19 protein-coding genes and 1 tRNA gene are annotated in these 20,574 nt (G+C 33.1%); 10 read left to right on the forward strand and 10 right to left on the reverse strand.

Going from position 1 to position 20,574, the window contains the following annotated elements; all coding sequences use genetic code 11:
* Positions 1–41: 41 nt before the first annotated feature.
* The 5 genes from EV145_RS01115 (at position 42) to EV145_RS01135 (ending at position 2,835) form a co-directional block, all read left to right on the forward strand.
* Positions 42–827, forward strand: coding sequence for a cyclase family protein (locus EV145_RS01115; RefSeq protein WP_133523404.1), 786 nt, complete (start codon positions 42–44; stop codon positions 825–827).
* Positions 828–890: 63 nt separating this feature from the next.
* Positions 891–1,292 (forward strand): GNAT family N-acetyltransferase, encoded by a 402-nt coding sequence (locus EV145_RS01120; protein WP_133523405.1) that lies wholly within the window; start codon positions 891–893, stop codon positions 1,290–1,292.
* A complete protein-coding gene (locus EV145_RS01125) occupies positions 1,289–1,639 on the forward strand; it encodes a DUF4260 domain-containing protein (RefSeq protein ID WP_133523406.1) in 351 nt (116 codons plus the stop codon). Before EV145_RS01120 ends, EV145_RS01125 begins: the two co-directional genes overlap by 4 nt.
* A gap of 6 nt (positions 1,640–1,645) precedes the next feature.
* Positions 1,646–2,014, forward strand: a complete 369-nt coding sequence (locus EV145_RS01130; RefSeq protein WP_133523407.1) for an MmcQ/YjbR family DNA-binding protein — start codon at positions 1,646–1,648, stop codon at positions 2,012–2,014.
* Positions 2,015–2,121: 107 nt separating this feature from the next.
* On the forward strand, positions 2,122–2,835 hold the full coding sequence (locus tag EV145_RS01135) for a PH domain-containing protein (protein ID WP_133523408.1): 714 nt from the start codon (positions 2,122–2,124) through the stop codon (positions 2,833–2,835).
* A 143-nt stretch (positions 2,836–2,978) separates the two neighbouring features.
* Here EV145_RS01135 and EV145_RS01140 read toward each other — a convergent pair whose 3' ends face one another.
* Positions 2,979–4,079: a DUF4407 domain-containing protein gene (locus EV145_RS01140; protein ID WP_133523409.1), complete on the reverse strand. Its 1,101-nt coding sequence runs from the start codon at positions 4,077–4,079 to the stop codon at positions 2,979–2,981.
* A gap of 267 nt (positions 4,080–4,346) precedes the next feature.
* Here EV145_RS01140 and EV145_RS01145 point away from each other — a divergent pair, with 267 nt between their 5' ends.
* Positions 4,347–7,157, forward strand: coding sequence for a TonB-dependent receptor (locus EV145_RS01145; protein WP_133523410.1), 2,811 nt, complete (start codon positions 4,347–4,349; stop codon positions 7,155–7,157).
* A gap of 73 nt (positions 7,158–7,230) precedes the next feature.
* Positions 7,231–8,289, forward strand: coding sequence for a phytase (locus EV145_RS01150; protein ID WP_133523411.1), 1,059 nt, complete (start codon positions 7,231–7,233; stop codon positions 8,287–8,289).
* Between the two features lie 242 nt (positions 8,290–8,531).
* Here EV145_RS01150 and pckA read toward each other — a convergent pair whose 3' ends face one another.
* Together pckA and EV145_RS01160 are read right to left on the reverse strand one after the other, a co-directional pair.
* Positions 8,532–10,136 (reverse strand): phosphoenolpyruvate carboxykinase (ATP), encoded by a 1,605-nt coding sequence (pckA, locus tag EV145_RS01155; protein WP_133523412.1) that lies wholly within the window; start codon positions 10,134–10,136, stop codon positions 8,532–8,534.
* A gap of 300 nt (positions 10,137–10,436) precedes the next feature.
* Positions 10,437–10,823, reverse strand: a complete 387-nt coding sequence (locus EV145_RS01160) for a DUF423 domain-containing protein (RefSeq protein WP_133523413.1) — start codon at positions 10,821–10,823, stop codon at positions 10,437–10,439.
* A gap of 191 nt (positions 10,824–11,014) precedes the next feature.
* Between EV145_RS01160 and EV145_RS01165 the strand changes: the two genes are divergently transcribed.
* Positions 11,015–12,379, forward strand: coding sequence for a saccharopine dehydrogenase family protein (locus EV145_RS01165; protein WP_133523414.1), 1,365 nt, complete (start codon positions 11,015–11,017; stop codon positions 12,377–12,379).
* Positions 12,380–12,594: 215 nt separating this feature from the next.
* Here EV145_RS01165 and EV145_RS01170 read toward each other — a convergent pair whose 3' ends face one another.
* The 7 genes from EV145_RS01170 to EV145_RS01200 all read right to left on the reverse strand — a co-directional run bounded on the left by EV145_RS01170 (position 12,595) and on the right by EV145_RS01200 (position 19,737).
* Positions 12,595–13,950: a M56 family metallopeptidase gene (locus EV145_RS01170; protein WP_133523415.1), complete on the reverse strand. Its 1,356-nt coding sequence runs from the start codon at positions 13,948–13,950 to the stop codon at positions 12,595–12,597.
* Positions 13,951–14,073: 123 nt separating this feature from the next.
* Entirely contained in the window at positions 14,074–15,492 is a 1,419-nt protein-coding gene (locus tag EV145_RS01175) for an N-acetylmuramoyl-L-alanine amidase (protein ID WP_133523416.1), read from the reverse strand.
* Entirely contained in the window at positions 15,489–15,860 is a 372-nt protein-coding gene (locus EV145_RS01180) for a BlaI/MecI/CopY family transcriptional regulator (protein WP_133523417.1), read from the reverse strand. Before EV145_RS01180 ends, EV145_RS01175 begins: the two co-directional genes overlap by 4 nt.
* Before the next feature lie 134 nt (positions 15,861–15,994).
* Positions 15,995–16,957, reverse strand: coding sequence for a DUF6624 domain-containing protein (locus EV145_RS01185; RefSeq protein WP_133523418.1), 963 nt, complete (start codon positions 16,955–16,957; stop codon positions 15,995–15,997).
* A gap of 17 nt (positions 16,958–16,974) precedes the next feature.
* The gene (locus EV145_RS01190) at positions 16,975–17,397 is read right to left on the reverse strand and encodes a hypothetical protein (RefSeq protein WP_133523419.1); all 423 of its coding nucleotides are present in this window, start codon (positions 17,395–17,397) and stop codon (positions 16,975–16,977) included.
* Between the two features lie 105 nt (positions 17,398–17,502).
* Entirely contained in the window at positions 17,503–17,940 is a 438-nt protein-coding gene (locus tag EV145_RS01195) for an energy transducer TonB (protein WP_133523420.1), read from the reverse strand.
* A 408-nt stretch (positions 17,941–18,348) separates the two neighbouring features.
* Positions 18,349–19,737 carry a dipeptidase gene (locus EV145_RS01200; protein WP_133523421.1) on the reverse strand — a complete coding sequence of 463 codons (1,389 nt, stop codon included), beginning with the start codon at positions 19,735–19,737 and terminating at the stop codon, positions 18,349–18,351.
* 109 nt (positions 19,738–19,846) lie between these two features.
* Between EV145_RS01200 and EV145_RS01205 the strand changes: the two genes are divergently transcribed.
* Positions 19,847–19,928, forward strand: a tRNA-Leu gene (locus EV145_RS01205).
* Positions 19,929–20,041: 113 nt separating this feature from the next.
* A complete protein-coding gene (locus EV145_RS01210) occupies positions 20,042–20,557 on the forward strand; it encodes a YcxB family protein (RefSeq protein ID WP_133523422.1) in 516 nt (171 codons plus the stop codon).
* Positions 20,558–20,574: the final 17 nt, after the last annotated feature.

A 20,574-nucleotide genomic window follows, 5' to 3' on the forward strand; every position in this document is an offset into this window, starting at 1 on the left:
AAAAATCTGCGTTAGAATATCCGTAAAATCCGTGTTTTATTATGCTAGCACTTATTGACAATAAATATCAAATCGACTTATCAAAACCTATTGATATCTCTATTCCATTAACCAATACAGACGAAAACCCAATTGCTTGGTATATCGAAAAACCAGTTATTGAACCTGTAATTTTTGGCGATTGGATTGGAAAAGTTTCTGAAGGAAAGTCATCTACTAATTTTAATAATATTTTCTTCAATCCGCATGGGCATGGAACACACACGGAATGTTTAGGACATATTACGAATGATTTCTATAGCATTAATCAGTCCTTAAAACAGTTTTTCTTTTTTGCTAAATTGATTACAGTTGAGCCTGAGAAAATTGGTGATGATTTTGTGATCACGAAAGAACTTATAGAAAAAGCATTGCGCACTTCGACTTCGCTCAGTGTGATAAACGAGGCTTTAGTGATCAGAACTATTCCAAATCAAAAGGATAAAAAATCACGTAAATATTCGAATACAAATCCGCCTTATTTGTCTGAAGACGCTGCAATTTTCATCCGCGAAAGCGAAATTCAGCATTTGTTGATTGATTTACCAAGTGTCGACAAAGAACACGATGAAGGTAAATTACTGGCTCATAAAGCGTTTTGGAATGTAAAAGACACAAATAATCTAAATTCTGATGCAAGATTGAATGCCACAATTACTGAAATGATTTATGTTCCAGACGAAATTGAAGATGGAAATTATATACTAAATCTTCAAATTGCTTCGTTTGAAAACGACGCAAGCCCATCAAAACCAATTCTCTATAAAATTTTAGATTGTAGAATTTAGTTTTAGATTTGCTGAAAACTGAGACTAAAACTAAACACTTAAAAAACCGAACACTGAATACTAATGATAACCGTTTCTACAGATAAAACCAAACTTGACGTTCCATTTATACAAAACTTTTTGAAAGATATTTATTGGGCTGCAGGAAGAACTATTGAAGAAGTACAGACTACAATTGATGCTTCGGTTTGTTTTGGAATTTATTTAGATGACAAACAAATTGGCTTTGCACGCGTTATTACAGATTATGTGGTTTTTGCTTATTTAATGGATGTTTTTATAACGGAAGAACATCGAGGAAAAGGATATTCATCGATTTTAATTGAAGCAATGATGAACGAACCACTTTTAAAAGACGTTAAAATTTGGCGATTGGCCACAACCGACGCGCACTTTTTGTATGAGAAATTCGGGTTTACAAAACTGAATCATCCTGAAAAGATGATGGAAAAAATAATCAAATGAAAATAGTATTAAAACTTGAAGAAACTGCTTTATTTATTCTCGGAATATTTGTTTTTAGCCGTTTAAATTATGATTGGTGGTGGTTTTTAGCTTTAATTTTAGCTCCAGATTTATCTATGATCGGATATGCTTTTGGGAATAAAGCTGGTGCATTTCTGTACAATATTTTTCATCATAAAGGAATTGCACTTATAGTTTATGGTTTAGGATATTATTTCAGTATTGAAAGTATTCAATTAGCCGGAATTATTTTATTTTCACATTCGGCAATGGATCGAATTTTTGGTTACGGATTGAAATATGAACAAGGTTTTAAATACACACATTTAGGTGAAATTGGTAAATAAGCAATTATGAATTTAGAAACATATTACGAATATTGTCTTTCAAAAAAAGGTGTCAGTGAACATTTTCCTTTTGACGAAGACACTTTGGTTTTTAAAGTGGGCGGCAAAATGTTTGCTTTATCGTCACTTTTACAATGGGAAAAAAATGAAGCTTCGGTTAATTTAAAATGTGATCCAGACCGCGCAGAAGAACTGAGAGCAGCGTATGACGAAATAAAACCAGGATTTCATATGAGCAAAGTACACTGGAATACGATTGCTTTAAACGGAAATCTCCCTGACAGATTTGTCAAAGAATTGATTGATCATTCGTATGAATTGGTTTTCAAAAGTTTAACAAAGAAAATTCAAAATGAAATTATCGACCCGAGGTAATTTTTTAGCGAACAGGCAGAGCAATTAGAAAATTAGGCATTACATTTGCAGGGTAAGATCAAAACTTAAAACCCGAATCAGTTTGCAAATTAGCAATTTAAAGAATCATGAAAGAACAATTTAAAAAATTTCTGAACGAAGAACAAGATCCTAAAGCGATTGAAAAAATCACTTCTAAACTTACAGATTTATTGATGAAAGGTGAAGAAGTTGGCTATATCGCTGTACAGAAAAAACCTGCAATTACTGTTTTTCCTGACAGTATTGTATTAACTAATAAGCGTATAATCATCTGCAAACCTAAAAATTTAGGTCTTTCTATGGATTTTACAGATTATACTTGGGATGATATTGCAAGTACTTTTGTAAAAGAAAACATTTTAGGTTCTGAATTTTCATTTGGAACAAAAACAGATTTAGCGGTTTCGATTGATTATATCCCGAAAATTCAAGCGAGAAAAATTTATACTTATGCTAAAGAGCAATTGGATTTATTGAAAAATCCAGTTTCTGCTGCAATTCCAGTTCAAGAAACTGCTGAGCCAGTTTTTGAAGAAGAAGCAGAAGAAGTTGAAGAAATTGAAGAAGTAGAAACAGAAGAGGTCACAAGCTTTGCTGAAATTTTACCTTCGGCTCCTGTTTTCACCGAAACTTTTGAACCAATTCAGACTCAAGCTCCAACTGGAGACCGTAAATTAAGTGAGTTATCGAAAGAAGAACTTTTTGATAAATTACAGAATTACAAAAAACTTCTTGACAATGGTTTGATTATGCAAGGAGAATATGATGCGTATAAAAAAGAGATTTTAAGTTACATGTAAGTCTTAAAGTTGGAAAGTCGAAAGTCTTAAAGTCCTTTGACTTTGTCTAAAATAAAAAAGCCCTAAATAGAATTTCTATTTAGGGCTTTATCTTTTTAAGTCCTTTCTTCGACTTTCAGACTTTTTGATTTTTGACTTTCAGACTAAAGCGTAGCTTTCTGTTTTTCTACAAATTTATGCGATTGCAATTCTAGCAACTCTTTTGCATTTTTTCGTTGTAGATCAAATAATCCTTTATCTTCGGCAATATCAGCGTAAACTCTATCATGCATTTCGGCGCTGGTTTTAACCAATAAATCACGTTGATATTTGTTTTGTGCCAAAGTTGCTTTCATCGCTGTTTCAGCTTCCTCTTGCTTGAAATCGAATTCGCCTTTTGGAGCTAACAATTTGGCAATAATTGGCGAAGTTTCAATTGCTAAAAACAACAGCATGATAAAAAATGACGGAAGCCAAGGCAATTTGTTCAATGCATTTATACGCGCCATTAATCCGTCGAAACCTTCAATAATTGGCTGTGTTTGCGAAACTTTTTTATCTAAATCAGCTTGTAATTGTTTACCTGCTTTTTCTTTCTCGGCAATTTTAGCTTCGTTTGTAGTTTTTAAAGTTTCATATTCTTTTAAAGATGCATCGTGTTTTTCACGTTTCTCTTTATAAACTGGGCCTTTTCCTAATTTTTTAGTTCCTGCAGTTCCTTCAGCTTCTGTAATATAAGTTGAATATAAAGCGTTTACTTCTTTTTCTTTCTTTACAATATCTGCTTTTAAAGCCGCAATTTCTGCTTTGTTTTTATCTAAATCAGTTTTGAAATAAGTGCCAATTTGTTTTTTATTGGCTAATTCCATTTCGTTTTTTTCTTTCAATAAAACAGTATTAATTTCTTTTTCGAAGATTTTAATTTCCAGAGGTTTCGAAATTACGATCGCAATAATAATCGCCAATGCAATACGAGGAGTCGCCTGCAGAAATTCGTCCATAAAACGATCCCTTTTTTTAATCGTAGAAACTATAAATCGGTCAAGATTAAAAATCAGCAAACTCCATACAAATCCAAAAATTAAAGCAGGATAAATAGAGTCGAAAACAGTAAAAAGTGCATAAGCACTAGCCAAGAAAGCCATTACTGCCGTAAAAAACACGGTTGCGCCAATACCAACATATTTGGTTTGTTCGCCTTCTGAACAATCTTTCAAGAGGTCTCGGTCGGCTCCTGAACATAGAATAAAAAATTGTTTTAACATGATTGATGATTTTTGATTGATGATTACTTCGCCAGTTCGCCCTTCGGGCTCGTGTGATATGGCAAATTTAGCGCCAAAAATTTAATTCTGAGGTAAATAGTTGATTTGTTTTCACTTGACTCTAAATTATTTGAGTTTAATAAATGTTATTTAAACATTAATAAGTTGAAATTTTATAAGATTAATCATAACACTATATTAATTTTTTTAAAGGGTTTTAGTAATACTAAGGTTCTAGTTTCGCAATTAAAATCAAACTAAAACACAATGAAAAAATTTTATTTATTACTAACGTTTATGTTATTAGCCTTTTCTGGTTATGCACAAAAAGCAATAATTTCAGGAAAAGTACTAGATATTGACGACAAACTTGCTTTGCCTGGAGCGATGATTCAAATCGTTGGTGAAAACAAATACACGGTATCAGATTACAATGGTCGTTTTGAACTATTAAACATTAATGCCGGAACATATAAAGTTGAAGTAAAATATATTGGATACACTTCTATAACTAAAGAAATAACCGTAGAACAAGGAAAAAACAATGTTATTGATTTTGCACTTAAAACTTCGGGAACTGAGTTGAATGAAGTTGTTGTTGGAGACATCTTAAAAGGTCAGGCAAAAGCTTTAAATCAACAAAAAAATAATAAAAACATCGGAAACGTAATTTCATCTGACCAAATGGGACGTTTTCCAGATGCCAATGTTGGAGACGCATTAAAACGTGTTCCGGGTATCACAATGCAAAATGATCAAGGTGAAGCTCGAAATATTATTATTAGAGGTCTTGCCCCATCTTTGAACTCAGTTACTTTAAATGGTGACCGAATTCCATCTGCAGAAGGAGACAACAGAAACGTACAAATGGATTTGATTCCGTCTGATATGATTTCGACTATCGAAGTAAACAAAACGCTTACATCAGACATGGATGCAGACGCGATTGGAGGTTCTGTAAACTTAATTACAAGAGCAACTCCAAATGGCGAAAGAATTTCTGCAACACTTGCTGGAGGTTACTTGCCAATTCGCGAGCATGCATCGTACACGGCAGGTTTAGTTTATGGAAATCGTTTTTTCGACAATAAATTTGGAGCTGTTTTCAGCGGATCATACAATAATGTAGATTACGGATCTGATAATATCGAAAACGAATGGGTAAAAGATGATTTTGGAAATGAATATTTACAGGCTTCTGAAATTAGAAAATACGATGTTCAACGTATTCGTCGCAGTGGTTCTGTTGCTTTAGATTATAAATTTGACGAAAACAATACCATTTTTGCCAATGCCATTTACAATTGGAGAGATGACAGAGAAAACCGTTTTAGAACAACGTACGATGATATTGAACCAATTTACAATGGTGAAGAGATTACAGGTTTTGAAGGCCGTGTAAAACGTCAGACAAAAGGAGGAGTTGACAGCAATAGAAATAAAAACAGAAGATTAGAAGATCAGCGTGTTCAAAATTATTCGATTCGCGGAGAGCATTTAATCAATTCAACTTTAGATTTAGACTGGTCTGCTAATTATGCAAAAGCGAGAGAATACCGTCCGCAGGAACGTTACATAGAATACCGTCAGAAAGGCCTTGAAATGACAGAAGATTTATCTGATCCAAGATTTCCTTTAATGACAACTGTTGGCGAATCTGTAGATGAATTCGAATTTGACTCCGTTACCGAAAATACAGATGAGACAAGCGAAAGCGAATTTGGTGCAAAAGTAAATATCCGCTTTCCATTCTCAGTAATTGCTGGAGAAAAAGGAAGATTAAGAACCGGTTTAAGACTTCGTTTGAAAGAAAAAGAAAGAAACAACTCTTTCTATTCGTATGAACCAATCAATGACGGAATGGAATTATTGTCTGAAGTTCCAACAAGTTATTTTGATGGAAAAAACTTTAATCCAGGAAGTAAATATGTACCAGGCACTTTTGCTTCGGCTGCCTTTTTAGGAGGTTTGGATTTGAACAACCCAACATTATTTGATAAAGAAGCCAATCCAGCAGAATATTTAGCGGTAAACTATAATGCAAAAGAAAACATTTATGCCGCTTATGTAAGATGGGATCAGGATTTTAATGATAAGCTTTCGATGGTTTTAGGTTTCCGTGTTGAGAATACACACATTGATTATACTGGAAACCGAGTTTTAGACGAAGAAGAATTGGAAAGCCAAATCAACACTACAAACTCTTACACTAATTTATTGCCAAGCATTTCATTTCAATATAATGCGACTAAAGATTTAGTTTTAAGAGCAGCGGCTACAACAGCTTTAGCGCGTCCTAATTATTATGCGTTAGCACCTTATGTAAATAATATTGCTGCTGATAAAGAAATTACAGCTGGAAATCCAGACCTTGACGCTACCTATTCATACAATTATGATTTCATGGCCGAGAATTATTTCAAATCTGTAGGTTTGATTTCGGGAGGTGTTTTCTACAAAAGATTACATGATTTTATCTACAATTATAGTGACAATCAATATACCGATGCAAAATTTGCAGCCGATTTTCCAAACCAAATCAACCCAATTCCGGCAGGAGAAAACTGGTCGTTTTTACAATCAAGAAACGGAGATAAAGTTGATGTTTACGGATTTGAAGTTGCTTTTCAACGTCAGTTAGATTTCCTTCCTGGAAAATTCCTTAAAGGTTTTGGTATCTATTTGAATTATACCTACACAAAATCTAAAGCGAAAGGAATTGCCGATGAAGACGGAAACGAAAGAAACGATATCAGTCTTCCGGGCACAACGCCTCATATGTTCAACGGATCTTTGTCTTGGGAAAACAAACGTTTCTCTGCGAGAATTTCGACAAACTTCACCTCTGATTATTTAGATGAATTAGGCTCAGAATCGTATAAAGACAGTTATTATGACAAGCAGTTTTTCTTAGATGCAAATGCTTCTTATAAAATCACAAAACAACTTCGCGTTTTCGCAGAAGCTAATAACTTAACAAATCAGCCATTGCGTTATTACCAAGGAGTTGAAGCGCACACAAAACAAGCTGAATATTACCAAGCACGTTACAATTTCGGATTGAAATTAGACTTGTAAAATCAATTATAAAAACCACTAAATTAGACAGGACTTTGCGGTTCTGTCTAATTAATTTAAAATAAATATTAGAATGAAAAATAAATCGATCCTATCGTTTTTACTTTTAACTGCATTATTTACAGCTTGTAAAGACGATAAATTAGCGCCAGTACAGCCAAATGCCTTAAAACCTACAACCGTTACGGAGGCATTACCTCACGATACAGACGATCCTTCTATCTGGATTCACCCAACTGATGCTTCAAAAAGCATTATTGTGGGAACTGATAAAGATACTGACGGCGGTTTATATGCTTTTGATTTGAATGGAAAAATCCTTAAAAAATCAATTCCGCTAAAACGTCCAAATAATGTTGATATCGCTTACGGATTACTTATTGATGGAAAAAAAGTTGATATTGCCGTTACAACAGAGCGCGAAAGCAACAAAATAAGAATCTTCAGCCTTCCTGATTTAGAGCCAATTGATAATGGCGGAATTCCAGTTTTTGAAGGCGATGCAGAAAGAGATCCAATGGGAGTTGCTTTATATACACGTCCAAGTGATCAGAAGATTTTCGCTATTGTAGGAAGAAAAACGGGACCATCTGGAAGTTATTTATGGCAGTATGAACTTTCAGGAAATGGAAAATTTGTTGTTGCAAAAGTGATTCGTAAATTCGGAACTTATAGCGGTAAAAAGGAAATTGAAGCTATTGCCGTCGATAACGAATTAGGAAATGTTTATTACTGTGACGAACAAGTTGGAATTAAAAAATACAAAGCTGATCCTGCTTTAAATGATAATAAAGAATTGGCTTTCTTTGGCCAAAAAGATTTTAAAGCAGATCATGAAGGAATTGCGATTTACAAAAAAACAGATTCTACTGGATATATTTTAGTTTCAAACCAACAGGCAAATTCTTTTATCGTCTATCCGAGAGAAGGAGCCAACGGAAATCCAAATAATCATCCTTTATTAGCCGAAGTTCCAACTTCAACAATTGAATGCGACGGCGCCGATGTTACAAATATAAACTTAGGTCCAAAATATAAAAACGGACTTTTCGTAGCGATGAGCAACGGAATGACATTTCATTATTATACTTGGGATTTAATCCAGAAGCGTATCGACTCGCAGAAGAAATAAGTTTTCAGTTTTCAGTCGCAGTTTTCAGTTTACAGTCGCAGTTTGCAGTCGCAGTTTGCAGTTTTCGAACTAAACGCTAAACTACGACTGTAAACCGTAACTATAATTTAAGCAATGTCAGCCTGAGACTGAAAACTGAGCCTTAGACTGCGACTGCAAGCTGAAAACCGAGACTGTAAACTAAAAAAAAAGCTGTTCAAAAAATGAACAGCTTTTTTAATTTTGAATTAGTAATTGCCCCTTTATTCTGTAATCGGTGCTCCTGCTAAAATTTCAGCATTAGCAAATTCTTCAAACTTGGCAAAATTAGCTTTGAATTTTTGAGCTAATTCTAACGCTTTTTTATCGTATAAATCTTTGTCTGCCCAAGTATTTCTTGGATTTAAAATTTCCTCAGGAACGTTTGGACAAGATTGTGGTTTTGCAATTCCAAATACTGCGTGATCTTTATACTCTACATTATCAAGTTCTCCGTTTAATGCAGCAGTAATCATAGCACGAGTATATTTTAATTTCATTCGGCTTCCAGTTCCGTAAGGACCTCCAGTCCATCCTGTGTTGATTAACCAAACTTTTACTCCCGCATCTTTCATTTTTTTGCTTAACATTTCAGCATATTTTGTTGGGTGCAAAGGCATAAAAGGCGCACCAAAACAAGCAGAGAAATTTGGCTGTGGCTCCGTTACACCAGCTTCTGTTCCTGCAACTTTTGCAGTATATCCAGAAATGAAATGGTAAGCTGCCTGACCTGGAGTCAATTTTGAAATTGGAGGCAGAATTCCGAAAGAATCTGCTGTTAAGAAAAATATATTTTTAGGGTTCTGTCCAATTGAACCTGGCTGAATATTATCAATGTGTGTTATTGGGTAACTTACACGAGTATTTTGAGTAATTGAAACATCATCATAATCAACTTCGTTTGTTCCAGTTTTGAAAACCACATTTTCTAAAAGAGCACCTTTTTTGATTGCTCTATAAATATCTGGTTCATTCTCTTCAGATAAGTTGATTACTTTAGCGTAGCATCCTCCTTCAAAATTGAAAACTGAATTCTCGCTTGTCCATCCGTGTTCATCGTCTCCAATTAATTTACGTTCTGGATCTGCAGATAAAGTTGTTTTTCCAGTTCCTGATAATCCGAAGAAAATTGCAGTATCTCCGTTTTTACCAACATTGGCGCTGCAATGCATTGGAAGTGTATTTTCGAAAACTGGCAAAATGAAGTTTAAAGCAGAGAAAATTCCTTTTTTCATTTCTCCTGTATAACCAGTTCCGCCAATTAGTGCAATTTTTTTAGTAAAATCTAAAATAGCAAAATTAGATTGACGCGTTCCGTCAACAGCAGGATCTGCCATAAAACTTGGAGCACAAACTACTGTCCAATCTGGAGTGAAATTTGCTAATTCTGACTCTTCTGGTCTTAAGAACATATTGTAACAAAACAAGTTTGACCAAGCTGTTTCAGTTACTACACGAACATTTAATCTGTAATTGTTATCAGAACAAACGTATGAATCGCGAACAAAAACTTCTTTGTCTGATAAAAACGCTGTTACTTTTTTATATAATTTTTCAAAAGCTTCTGGTGCAAAAGGAATATTTACATTTCCCCACCAAACTTTATCTTCTGTAATCGAGTCTTTTACAATAAAACGGTCTTGTGGAGAACGCCCTGTAAATTCACCTGTATTAATCGCCAACGCTCCAGTAGAGCTCTCGACACCTTGGCCTGACTGCAAAGTAATGGCATGCAATTCATCTGGGGATAATTGATAGCGAACTTTAGCATTTTCAATTCCTAATTCTTTTAACGAAATCGATTGCGAGAAAAGTGTGTTAGTGTCCATAAATTTTAAGTTGTGTGTGATAATTGATAGAAAGCAAAATTACAGTTTTATTGTAAATCCTTTAAAAATATTTCAATTTCACTTTTATTTATGTCAAAAAAGCAAAAATTAACCTTTAAATTCAATAAAATAAAAAAATAAGAGCCTCTAAATTGTTTTCTTATAACTTATTACGTGAAAATGTTATATTTTTTTCTTTTTCAAGCAAAAAATAAAATAAACTCACACAAATAAGATTATATGTTATTTATGAGACAAAATTAAATATTAATTTTTAGATAGAATTTTTTATTCGGCATTTTATGATTTTTGCCTCAAAATCGCAACAAATAACGTTAGCCAGGCAACAATTAATAGCAATCCGCCTAAAGGTGTTGCGAATCCTATAAATTTAAAATCGAATAAAGTGAAGTTTTTTGTAGCTAATAAATAGATTGAGCCGCTAAAAAGAAGTACACCGCCAACAACTAGATTATAAATTGTTTTTAATGTTTTTTCGGCGATATCTTTTCGGGTAGAAATAAAGAACAAAAAGAAAGCGTGGTACATTTGATAGCGAACTCCAACTTCAAAAGTATTTAACTCCTCTACAGATAAATATTTTTTTAGCAAATGAGCTCCAAAAGCGCCTAAAATAATAGCTAACATTCCTATAAAAGCTCCCGTCAAAACTATTCTTCTTTTCATGTTTTTGTTTTTCTTATTACGATGCAAAAATACTTAATACAATTCTAAAAAGACATTTCATTTTTCCAAAATATATAGCAATAGCTGAAAAATCTATCTTTTAACTCATTTCAAAAAAAATACACATTTTATTTTATTTTCAATTGTTATATTTATAACATTTTAATATATTTGTGTTATATATTTAAAACATGAGAAGCATTTTAATTTTCGGAGCCGGCCGTTCAGCATCATCGCTTATCCGATATTTACTTTCGAAATCTGAGAGTGAGAACCTTCATTTAATGGTTGCGGACTTATCTTTGGCTTTAGCTGAAAAAAAGACACAGAAACACCCAAATGCAACTCCAATTGCTTTAGATATTTTTAATTCTGAAGAAAGAAAATCGGCAATCGAAAAAGCTTCGATCGTCATTTCGATGCTTCCGGCACATTTGCATATTGAAATTGCCAAAGACTGTCTTCATTTCAAAAAACATCTTGTTACTGCATCTTATATAAGTGATGCCATGCAGGGGCTTGACGAAGAAGCAAAGAAAAACAATTTGATTTTTATGAATGAAATTGGCCTTGATCCCGGAATTGATCATATGAGTGCCATGAAAGTAATTGATGAAATCAGGTCAAAAGGCGGTAAAATGCTTTTGTTTGAATCTTTCTGCGGTGGACTTGTAGCACCTGAATCTGACAATAATTTGTGGAATTATAAATTTACCTGGGCACCTAGAAATGTGGTTTTAGCAGGTCAAGGAGGCGCAGCCAAATTTATTCAGGAAGGAACTTATAAATACATTCCTTACAGCGCATTATTTCGCAGAACCGAATTTCTGGAAGTAGAAGGTTATGGAAAATTTGAAGCGTATTCAAATCGGGATTCACTTAAATACAGATCGGTTTACGGGCTTGATGATATTTTGACTTTATACAGAGGAACAATTCGAAGAGTTGGTTTTTCGAAAGCTTGGAATATGTTTGTTCAACTCGGAATGACAGATGACAGTTATGTTATAGAAGATTCTGAAAACATGAGTTATCGCCAATTTATGAATTCGTTTTTGCCTTATCATCCAACAGATTCTGTTGAGATCAAAACCCGTTTTATTCTTAAAATTGATCAGGATGATATTATGTGGGATAAACTTTTGGAACTGGATTTATTTAACCCAGATAAAAAATTGAACTTACCTAATGCAACTCCGGCTCAGATTTTAGAAAAAATATTAACGGACAGCTGGACTTTGGAAACAGGAGACAAAGACATGATTGTAATGTATCATAAATTCGGTTATGAACTAAACGGCGAGAAGAAGCAAATTGACTCTAAAATGGTCTGCATTGGCGACGATCAGACTTATACCGCAATGGCAAAAACAGTTGGACTTCCTGTTGCAATGGCAACGTTGCTTATTTTAAACGGAAAGATTACAACTCCAGGCGTTCAGCTTCCGATAAAAAAGGAAGTTTACGAACCAATACTAACAGAATTAGAAGAGTACGGCGTTATTTTTAACGAACAAACTGTGCCTTATTTTGGATATAATCCGGACTTGTTTTAGTCCCGTTTTTTGATTTTTATTTTTTAGAATTTTTTTTTTAGTTTATTTTATCCGCTTCTATGATGCAAAAGAAGCGGATTTTTTTTTCAAAAAAGGTTCAAAGAGGCAAGGTTTCAAAGGGACAGAGGTTTTTCTGCTGTGAGTTAGACGCACTGCAGTGCGCCTCTACAAAAAACTCAGAATCTTAGCACCTCAGCAACTTAGAATCTTAAAATTTACTTTTCCGATTGAATAGTTATCGGTAACGTGTACAACACTCTAACTGGCTGTCCGCTTTGAATTCCTGGATTCCATTTTGGAGAAAGTTTTAAAACACGAATTGCCTCATCGCCTAATCCAAAACCTAAATCTTTTACTACTTGAAATTCTGAAAGCGAACCGTCTGTTTCAATCATAAATTCTACTATAATTTTTCCTTCAATTTTATCTGCTGGCGATTTAAAATTTTTCCCTACAAATTTGTAGAACTCCAATATGCCACCTGGAAATTCTGGTTGTCTATCTACTGGGTCAACAATAATATCAGTCGATTTTATGGCGGAAACAGTTGAAGATGGAACTTCTTTTTTTGATTCTGGCGTAGCTTCAACGTCTTTCTTTTCGCTAGTAGTATTTCTTACTTTGTCTGTATAAACAACCGCTGTTTTAGAAAAATTATTTTCAATAACAGAACTATTTTTAAGAACATCTGTTTTCGTTTCTATTTTAGTTTCCTGCGCTACAATTTTAACACATAAAAAAGTTACTAAAGCCATGAAAACCGGAACAATAGCCATTTTTTTAAGAACCGCTATATTTCTCGATGTTCTTTTTGTCATCATAATTAATCGTTTTTTTGTCACTAAATAATTTAAATTACTGGCCAGGAAAATGGGTTGAATTCCACTTCCTTTTTCTAAAAGCAATTTTTGATAAAATGGAACATTATTATATTCTTTCACTATTTCCTGATCGGCAAGAAATTCATGATTGAGTTGAATTGCTTTTTTATAAAACACAAAGAGAGGATTAAACCAAAAAATAGTTTTTAAAAGCTCAATAAACAAAATGTCGATTGTATGTTTTTGAGTAACATGAACCAATTCGTGCGCGTACAATTCCTCTTCAATATTGCGTTTTTTGTAATCATCAGAATTGACAAAAATGTAATTTAAAAAAGTATATGGAAGAATTTTTTCATCAACCAAAACCAATTTCGAATTCTTAAATTTAATTATTGGATTATTGCTGGATTTAGACATTATTGCCCAAATATTTCTGCCAAATCGTATCGAAAACAGCAATGTAATTATCGCGTATAAACTCCATAAGAAATTTAATTTATAATCCGTTTTTTCAGCTGCTCGAACTGGAGTAATTGTTGCCTGATCAATATTTATTTGATTTGAAAAATTCACTGGAATTTCCCTAATAATCTCGAACGTAATAAACGGAATCACAAACGAAATTATAATCGAAAAAAGCAAAAAGAATCTGTTAAACTGATGTATTTTTTCCCGCTCTAAAATCAAATGATAAAAAGCAAGGAAAATTCCCAAAGCAATCGTCGATTTTATAAGAAAGTCTATCATTTTTTCTTTTTTTGAAGTTTAAAACCCGTTAATTAACTGAATTTCCAATATTTTATATGCTAATGATGCGATAGAAATATTTAACTGCCTAATTCAATAGTAATAAGATGTCTTGGTAGACATCTATAATTTGATGAATTCAACTATTTTATTTGCAATTTCATTTTGCCCATTTTCGCTAGCTAGATAATCTCTATCATTATCATTTGATAAATAGCCAATTTCCACTAATAATGCGGGACATTTTGAGTTTTTAAGCACATAATAGTTTGCCTCTTTAACCTCTCCTCTAGCAAGTTTTTCATTTGAGATTTTATCAACTAAACTTTTAGCATCTTCCATTGATTTTTCATAAAAACCATTTTGTTTTGAAACATATGCATTTACCCCATTTTTATTTAGATCTGGTGAGCTATTTACGTGTAAAGAAATTACCAAATTTGGGTTTATCTTGTTTATTTTCGATACTCTTTCGCTTAATTCTATAAAACTATCATCGTTTCTAAGCAAAATAATTTCAATTTCATCTTTGCCATTCAGCACGCTTATTTTTTTAGCAATATTTTCCACAATTTTCTTTTCTTGCTCGACACCTATTTGTGCTCCAATATCTTCCCCGCCATGTCCGGCATCAATTACTATAGTCTTTTTGCTGCCCAATGGTAATGGTTTGAAAGCAAATAATAAAAATAGTATCAAAATACCTGAAACGGCTAAAGATTTCATTACTAAAATTCTTGTTTTTGAAGTGATTTTTGTCATCATGATAAGTCGTTTTTTTGTTGATAAAAAATTGAAATTGCTAGCCAGATAAATGGGTTGCGAAGTACTTAATTTATTGAATAAAAGCTTTTGATATAAACAAACATCATTGTGGGCCATTATTACATTTTCATCTGCCAAAAACTCATGGTTAAGCTGCATGGCTTTTTTGTAAAAAATAAAAATAGGATTGAACCAAAATAATGTTTTCAAAATTTCGATAAAAATCACGTCAAGAGTATGTTTTTGCTTTACATGCGCAATTTCATGCGTAAACAATTCTTGTTCTATTAGTCCATTTTCAAAATCATTTTGATTTATGTAAATGGAATTCCAAAAAGAATAAGGCAAAGTTTCTTCTGAGAGTAAAACCATTCTTATATTTTGATAAAAAATGATTTTAGAAATTTTAGCCTTTGATGTGATTCTATAAATATTTTGGATAAATCGATAGCTTAGTATCAACGTAATTGCGATATAAGTTATCCATAAGAGCGAAAGCCAATAACTGGTTTGTTCTTCTATGTTTATACTTGTCACTTCTTCCTGAATTGGAAGCGTGTTTGCCGTTATATTCTGAAACTTAATTACATTATTGTACGCAATAGGAATATCTTGTTGAATTTCAAAAGATATAAAAGACACTGTTATTGAAAAAAACAAACTGACTAATAAAAAATACCTGTTGAAGCGAAACATTTTTTCTTTTTGCAAGAATAAATGGTACACAACCAAAAGAATACTTAAGCTAATCGTTGATTTCACAAGAAAGTCTATCATTTTTTCTTTTTTTGAATTTCTGAGTCGATTATTTTTTTAAGATCTTCTAATTCTGAAGCAGATAGATTTGTTTCGGTTGTAAAAAACGAAGCAAATTGTGAGGCCGAATTATTAAAAAAATTGCTGATTAATCCGTTTACATGTTTCGAAAAATAAGCCGTCTTTTTTACCAACGGATAATACTCTCTTGAATTTCCGAATTCATTATACGCAACAAATTTTTTGTCAATCATTCGTTTTAAAAGCGTTGCAACAGTTGTTGTTGCAGGCTTTGGTTCTGGATACGCTTCGAGCAGATCTTTCATAAAAGCCTTTTCAAGCTTCCAAAGATGTTCCATTAATTGTTCTTCTGAGTTTGATAGTTGCATTTTTTTAAGGTTCTAAGGTTCTGAGATTCTAAGTTGCTAAGTTTTTTAAGCACATTGAAGTTTAATTAATATAATTCTTAATTCTTAATTCTTAATTCTTAATTCTTAATTCTTAATTCTTAATTCTTAATTCATTATTCTTTAATGTTTTCAAGTTTTTCCAATTCAGGCAATTCTTTCTTATAATCTTCTAAATTCCATTCGATATTCATTTTTGCTGCATAATCTGCTATAGGTCCAAGTCCAACTTCTGCGCGTCTTTTATCGACATTATCTGGATCAATCAAGGGCGATACATGCCATTTATTAGTTATACTATTCTTTGCTGTTTGACTTCCGTAAATTTGATGCCTTCCTTCTCTTAAAGCTACTCTATCTTCCAAATACGCCAGATTTATTGGGTTTGCATTTCCATTTTTAACCGCCTGTCTCAACATTGGCAAATACTTTTGCTGCTGTTTTAAAGGAGAATGCTGAATGACCAAAAACAAAGTCTTATTTCCCTGAACACCTACAACATTTTTTCCTAACCATCCTCTTTCGTCCAGTATTTTCATAACCTTGATAAGATTAATACTGTCCTTTTTTATCATGATTTGACCAATACTGTCAATTTTCTTTTTATCAGGTTTTGGTGCTTTATACACATTCATAAATTCTCCACGAATTTCCTGATCTTCAGTATAAATCTCCGAAAGTTCTTTTTCCAGCACCTTATCGTAATTTACACCTATAATGTCTAATTTCTTTTGCAGTTTCTCAATTGTTTTTTCCCAATCTTTTTCTGAATGCAACGGTTTTAAATCCATTTCAACTTGAAGCTCATCCATGTTTTGAAATCCATTGTCAATTGCCAAATTCAACCATTTAAATGCCTTTTTGTTCTCTTTTGCCATAGATGCAGAACAGCTTGCATTGTAAAAATTCTTCGCAACTTTTTGCTCCATTTTAAAAGCTTTTTCATAATAAGCAACAGACATTTTATAGTTTTCCTTCCCATAGCAAGAATCTGCTTTGCGAATCCATTCTTTATAAGTCTGCGCTTGCGCGGAAAGACAAATCATGACAATAAAACTAAAAGCAATAATATTTTTCATGGTTTAATGTTAGTGGCTTATTTTATTTTTTGTTCCGAGATTAATTCTCCTTTATTGTAATTTCTGATTTCTTTTAATTTTCCGCTATTCGAATAAAATTTCCATTCTCCAAAATAAAACCAATGCGTTTCAACCGAATTTGTTTCTAATTTTGTTTTTCCTTTTGATTCTATTTTTCCGTTTTCGTAATAGCTTTTTACAATGCAGATTCCATTTTTATATTTCTCTGTTTTGTAGATTTTTCCGTTGATATACATTTTCCACTTTTTTACCGGAATATCGTGTTTGTAATATTCATACGATTTATAAGTCGTACTGTCCTGTTTATAATTATCAATCCAAACGCCTTCTTTCTTATGATCAATTTTCTGATTCACCAATTTGCTTTTACAACTTAAAAGCAATAATCCGAATAACAATAATAAAAAATGGCTTTTCATAAAAATGATTATTTCTACACTTATAGACACTGCTCTACAAATGTAGAAATAAAAATCAAACGTGCAACTTTTATGATCATTTTTTTTAATTAATCATAAAAAAAACTATTGCTTATCAGGTTCTTGAATAGAAATTGGAAGATGAAATTCAGCTGGTACCACTTGGCCATTTAGTTTGCCAGGTATCCATTTTTGAGATAATCGCAGTACTCTCAAAGCCTCTTCGCCGGTACCATAGCCGAGATCTTTGACGACTTTCATATCGGTTAGTGAACCATCTTTTTGAACAATAAAAGTAACGCGTATGGTTCCTTTTAGCACAATTCCTGTTGGCGTTGATGGTACTTTAAAAAAATGGCCAGCAAATTTATAAAACTCCGGCATACCACCAGGATAAGTTGGTTTTTCGGTCAAATCTGCTGTTTGATAATAGCCTGCTTTTGCCTTTGTTTCCTGCGCAGTTGTTCTGACATTGAAAAACAAAACAAAAGCAAAACACAAAACTATTTTCACCTTGGAAACCGAATTTAATTTTGGATACATAGTGGTATTTTTTTAGTTATTCTCTTATAAAAATACTAATTTAATTTAAACATATTAATTACAGCCTTAAAATATTAAGCATCCAAAAAGCATAAAAACCTGAATTCCTGAATATTCAATAGTATTCCTGAGCGTTAGGGATAGAGGCGGTATCCTTTATGAAGCGTAGCGGAATAAAAGATATAGCCGAAAGCCCGGCCGGAGGCAACGCCCAAAATAATTTCAAAATCCAATACTGAAATTCCAAATTCAAAAAAAAAAAAAAAAAATCCGCTCATTGCTGAACGGATTTATTTTGAAGTCAACTTTGTCAAAGTTTTGAACTTTGACAAAGTATCTAAACCTTAAAAAACTTTGCGCCTTTGCGTCTTTGCAAGCAAAAAACATACCTTACTTTGCAGTTAAAACCTACTTAGAAAGTTCCACAAAATACTTGTAAAACAACGGAATCGTTTCAATTCCTTTCAAGTAATTAAAGATTCCGAAATGTTCGTTTGGCGAGTGAATTGCATCACTGTCTAAACCAAATCCCATTAAGATTGTTTTGCTTTTTAATTCTTTTTCAAACAAAGCCACAATTGGAATACTTCCTCCAGAACGAACCGGAATTGCAGGAACTCCAAACGTTTCTGTATAGGCTTTATTTGCCGCCTGATAACCGATACTGTCAATTGGCGTTACATAACCTTGACCACCGTGGTGAGGCGTTACTTTTACCGTAACTCCAGCCGGAGCAATGCTTGTAAAATGTTTCGTGAAAAGTTCTGTAATTTCAACCCAATCCTGATTTGGAACCAAACGCATTGAGATTTTAGCAAATGCTTTACTCGCAATAACTGTTTTTGCACCTTCGCCAGTATAACCGCCCCAGATTCCGTTTACGTCTAATGTCGGACGGATCGAGTTGCGTTCGTTGGTTACATATCCTTTTTCGCCATAAACATCATTTAAGTTTAAAGCATTTTTATATTTTTCTAAACTAAAAGGCGCTTTTGCCATTTCGGCTCTTTCTTCGGCAGATAATTCCTGAACTTTATCATAAAATCCCGGAATCGTAATATGATTGTCTTCGTCGTGAAGCGAAGCAATCATTTTTGCCAAAATATTAATTGGGTTCGCTACTGCTCCACCGTACAATCCTGAATGCAAATCGCGGTTTGGTCCCGTAACTTCAACCTCAACATAACTCAAACCTCTTAAACCTGTCGTAATTGACGGTTGTTGGTTAGAAATCATTCCGGTATCTGAAATTAAAATAACGTCGTTTTTCAGTTTTTCCTGGTTGCGCTCTACGAACCAAGCCAAACTTGCCGAACCTACTTCTTCTTCACCTTCGATCATGAATTTTACGTTACAAGGCAAAACATTGTTCTGCACCATATATTCAAGTGCTTTTACGTGCATATACATTTGACCTTTGTCGTCACATGCTCCACGTGCGAAAATGGCGCCGTCAGGGTGAATATCTGTCGTTTTGATAACCGGCTCAAATGGTGGTGAAGTCCATAATTCTAATGGATCTGGCGGTTGAACATCGTAGTGTCCATAAACTAAAACAGTTGGAAGATTTGGGTCGATTATTTTTTCTCCATAAATAATTGGATAACCCGGAGTGTCGCAAGTTTCGACAAAATCACAGCCTGCTTTTGATAAACTTTCTTTAACAGCCTCTGCTGTATCAATAACATCTTGTGAGTATGCAGTGTCGGCACTAACCGACGGAATCTTTAATAATTCGATCAATTCATTGATAAACCGATCTTTATGTTGTTGAACGTAGGACTTAATATTTTCCATTTAAATTATTTTTATAGAAACCCAAAAGTACGAAAAAGAGAATTAATAATTTTTTTGAAATTTTTCTTTGAATATTCGAAAGTATGCTTATCTTTGCACCCACAATTACGCGGATATGGTGAAATTGGTAGACATGCCAGACTTAGGATCTGGTGCCGCAAGGCGTGTAGGTTCGAGTCCTATTATCCGCACTAAAAAAGCTTCTGAAGATATTTCAGAAGCTTTTTTGTTTTATTGCTGTTTCTTAGATTTTTGAAATTCTTCATTACATTTGATTAATCTAAGTAACCTAAGAATACCTCAAATGATTAAAACCAAAAAATTTCAACTCACAAAAAAAGAATACTTCATGTTCCTTGTTAGACTTGAATTAAAAAGACGAGGATGGTTATTTGCTTTTATGTGGATGTTTTCTACTCTAGTTCTTTTTACCGGAAAGAAAGATTCTTTTAGCTTTTTTATTATAGTTGTTGGATTCATGTATCCTGTTCTTAAGATCTATAAATATTGGAGTTTTGCAAATTCAAAGGAAAACAAAATTATTTTTAAAGAGAGACAATACGAAATTTTCCCTGATAGAATCATTTCCCGTATGGGTGAAATATCAGAAGGCACAATTGATGTACAGAATTTTATAAAAGTTTTCGAATTAAAAGATCTTTATCTTTTATATATTTCTAAGGGTCAAACCTTATTTTTTCCAAAACGAATTTTTGAAACCCCAGAAGATGAAAACTGGTTTAGAAATGATATTTTTTTGAAGATTAAAAACAAAAAAAATCAATTGCCTAGCAAATTTCAGCAAAAGCCTTCCTTGTAAAAAAATAGAAAAGCCAG

The sequence above is a fragment of the Flavobacterium sp. 245 genome, assembly GCF_004362055.1.
In the GTDB taxonomy this organism is placed as follows: domain Bacteria; phylum Bacteroidota; class Bacteroidia; order Flavobacteriales; family Flavobacteriaceae; genus Flavobacterium.

Coding starts and splice junctions, on each gene's coding strand:
- EV145_RS01140 (WP_133523409.1), bottom strand. CDS start 4,079: ATGTTAAAACAATTTTTTATTCTATGTTCAGGAGCCGACCGAGACCTC.
- EV145_RS01200 (WP_133523421.1), bottom strand. CDS start 19,737: ATGGAAAATATTAAGTCCTACGTTCAACAACATAAAGATCGGTTTATC.
- EV145_RS01135 (WP_133523408.1), top strand. CDS start 2,122: ATGAAAGAACAATTTAAAAAATTTCTGAACGAAGAACAAGATCCTAAA.
- EV145_RS01115 (WP_133523404.1), top strand. CDS start 42: ATGCTAGCACTTATTGACAATAAATATCAAATCGACTTATCAAAACCT.
- EV145_RS01195 (WP_133523420.1), bottom strand. CDS start 17,940: ATGTATCCAAAATTAAATTCGGTTTCCAAGGTGAAAATAGTTTTGTGT.
- EV145_RS01180 (WP_133523417.1), bottom strand. CDS start 15,860: ATGCAACTATCAAACTCAGAAGAACAATTAATGGAACATCTTTGGAAG.
- EV145_RS01120 (WP_133523405.1), top strand. CDS start 891: ATGATAACCGTTTCTACAGATAAAACCAAACTTGACGTTCCATTTATA.
- EV145_RS01145 (WP_133523410.1), top strand. CDS start 4,347: ATGAAAAAATTTTATTTATTACTAACGTTTATGTTATTAGCCTTTTCT.
- EV145_RS01125 (WP_133523406.1), top strand. CDS start 1,289: ATGAAAATAGTATTAAAACTTGAAGAAACTGCTTTATTTATTCTCGGA.
- pckA (WP_133523412.1), bottom strand. CDS start 10,136: ATGGACACTAACACACTTTTCTCGCAATCGATTTCGTTAAAAGAATTA.
- EV145_RS01160 (WP_133523413.1), bottom strand. CDS start 10,823: ATGAAAAGAAGAATAGTTTTGACGGGAGCTTTTATAGGAATGTTAGCT.
- EV145_RS01130 (WP_133523407.1), top strand. CDS start 1,646: ATGAATTTAGAAACATATTACGAATATTGTCTTTCAAAAAAAGGTGTC.
- EV145_RS01210 (WP_133523422.1), top strand. CDS start 20,042: ATGATTAAAACCAAAAAATTTCAACTCACAAAAAAAGAATACTTCATG.
- EV145_RS01165 (WP_133523414.1), top strand. CDS start 11,015: ATGAGAAGCATTTTAATTTTCGGAGCCGGCCGTTCAGCATCATCGCTT.
- EV145_RS01175 (WP_133523416.1), bottom strand. CDS start 15,492: ATGATAGACTTTCTTGTGAAATCAACGATTAGCTTAAGTATTCTTTTG.
- EV145_RS01170 (WP_133523415.1), bottom strand. CDS start 13,950: ATGATAGACTTTCTTATAAAATCGACGATTGCTTTGGGAATTTTCCTT.
- EV145_RS01190 (WP_133523419.1), bottom strand. CDS start 17,397: ATGAAAAGCCATTTTTTATTATTGTTATTCGGATTATTGCTTTTAAGT.
- EV145_RS01185 (WP_133523418.1), bottom strand. CDS start 16,957: ATGAAAAATATTATTGCTTTTAGTTTTATTGTCATGATTTGTCTTTCC.
- EV145_RS01150 (WP_133523411.1), top strand. CDS start 7,231: ATGAAAAATAAATCGATCCTATCGTTTTTACTTTTAACTGCATTATTT.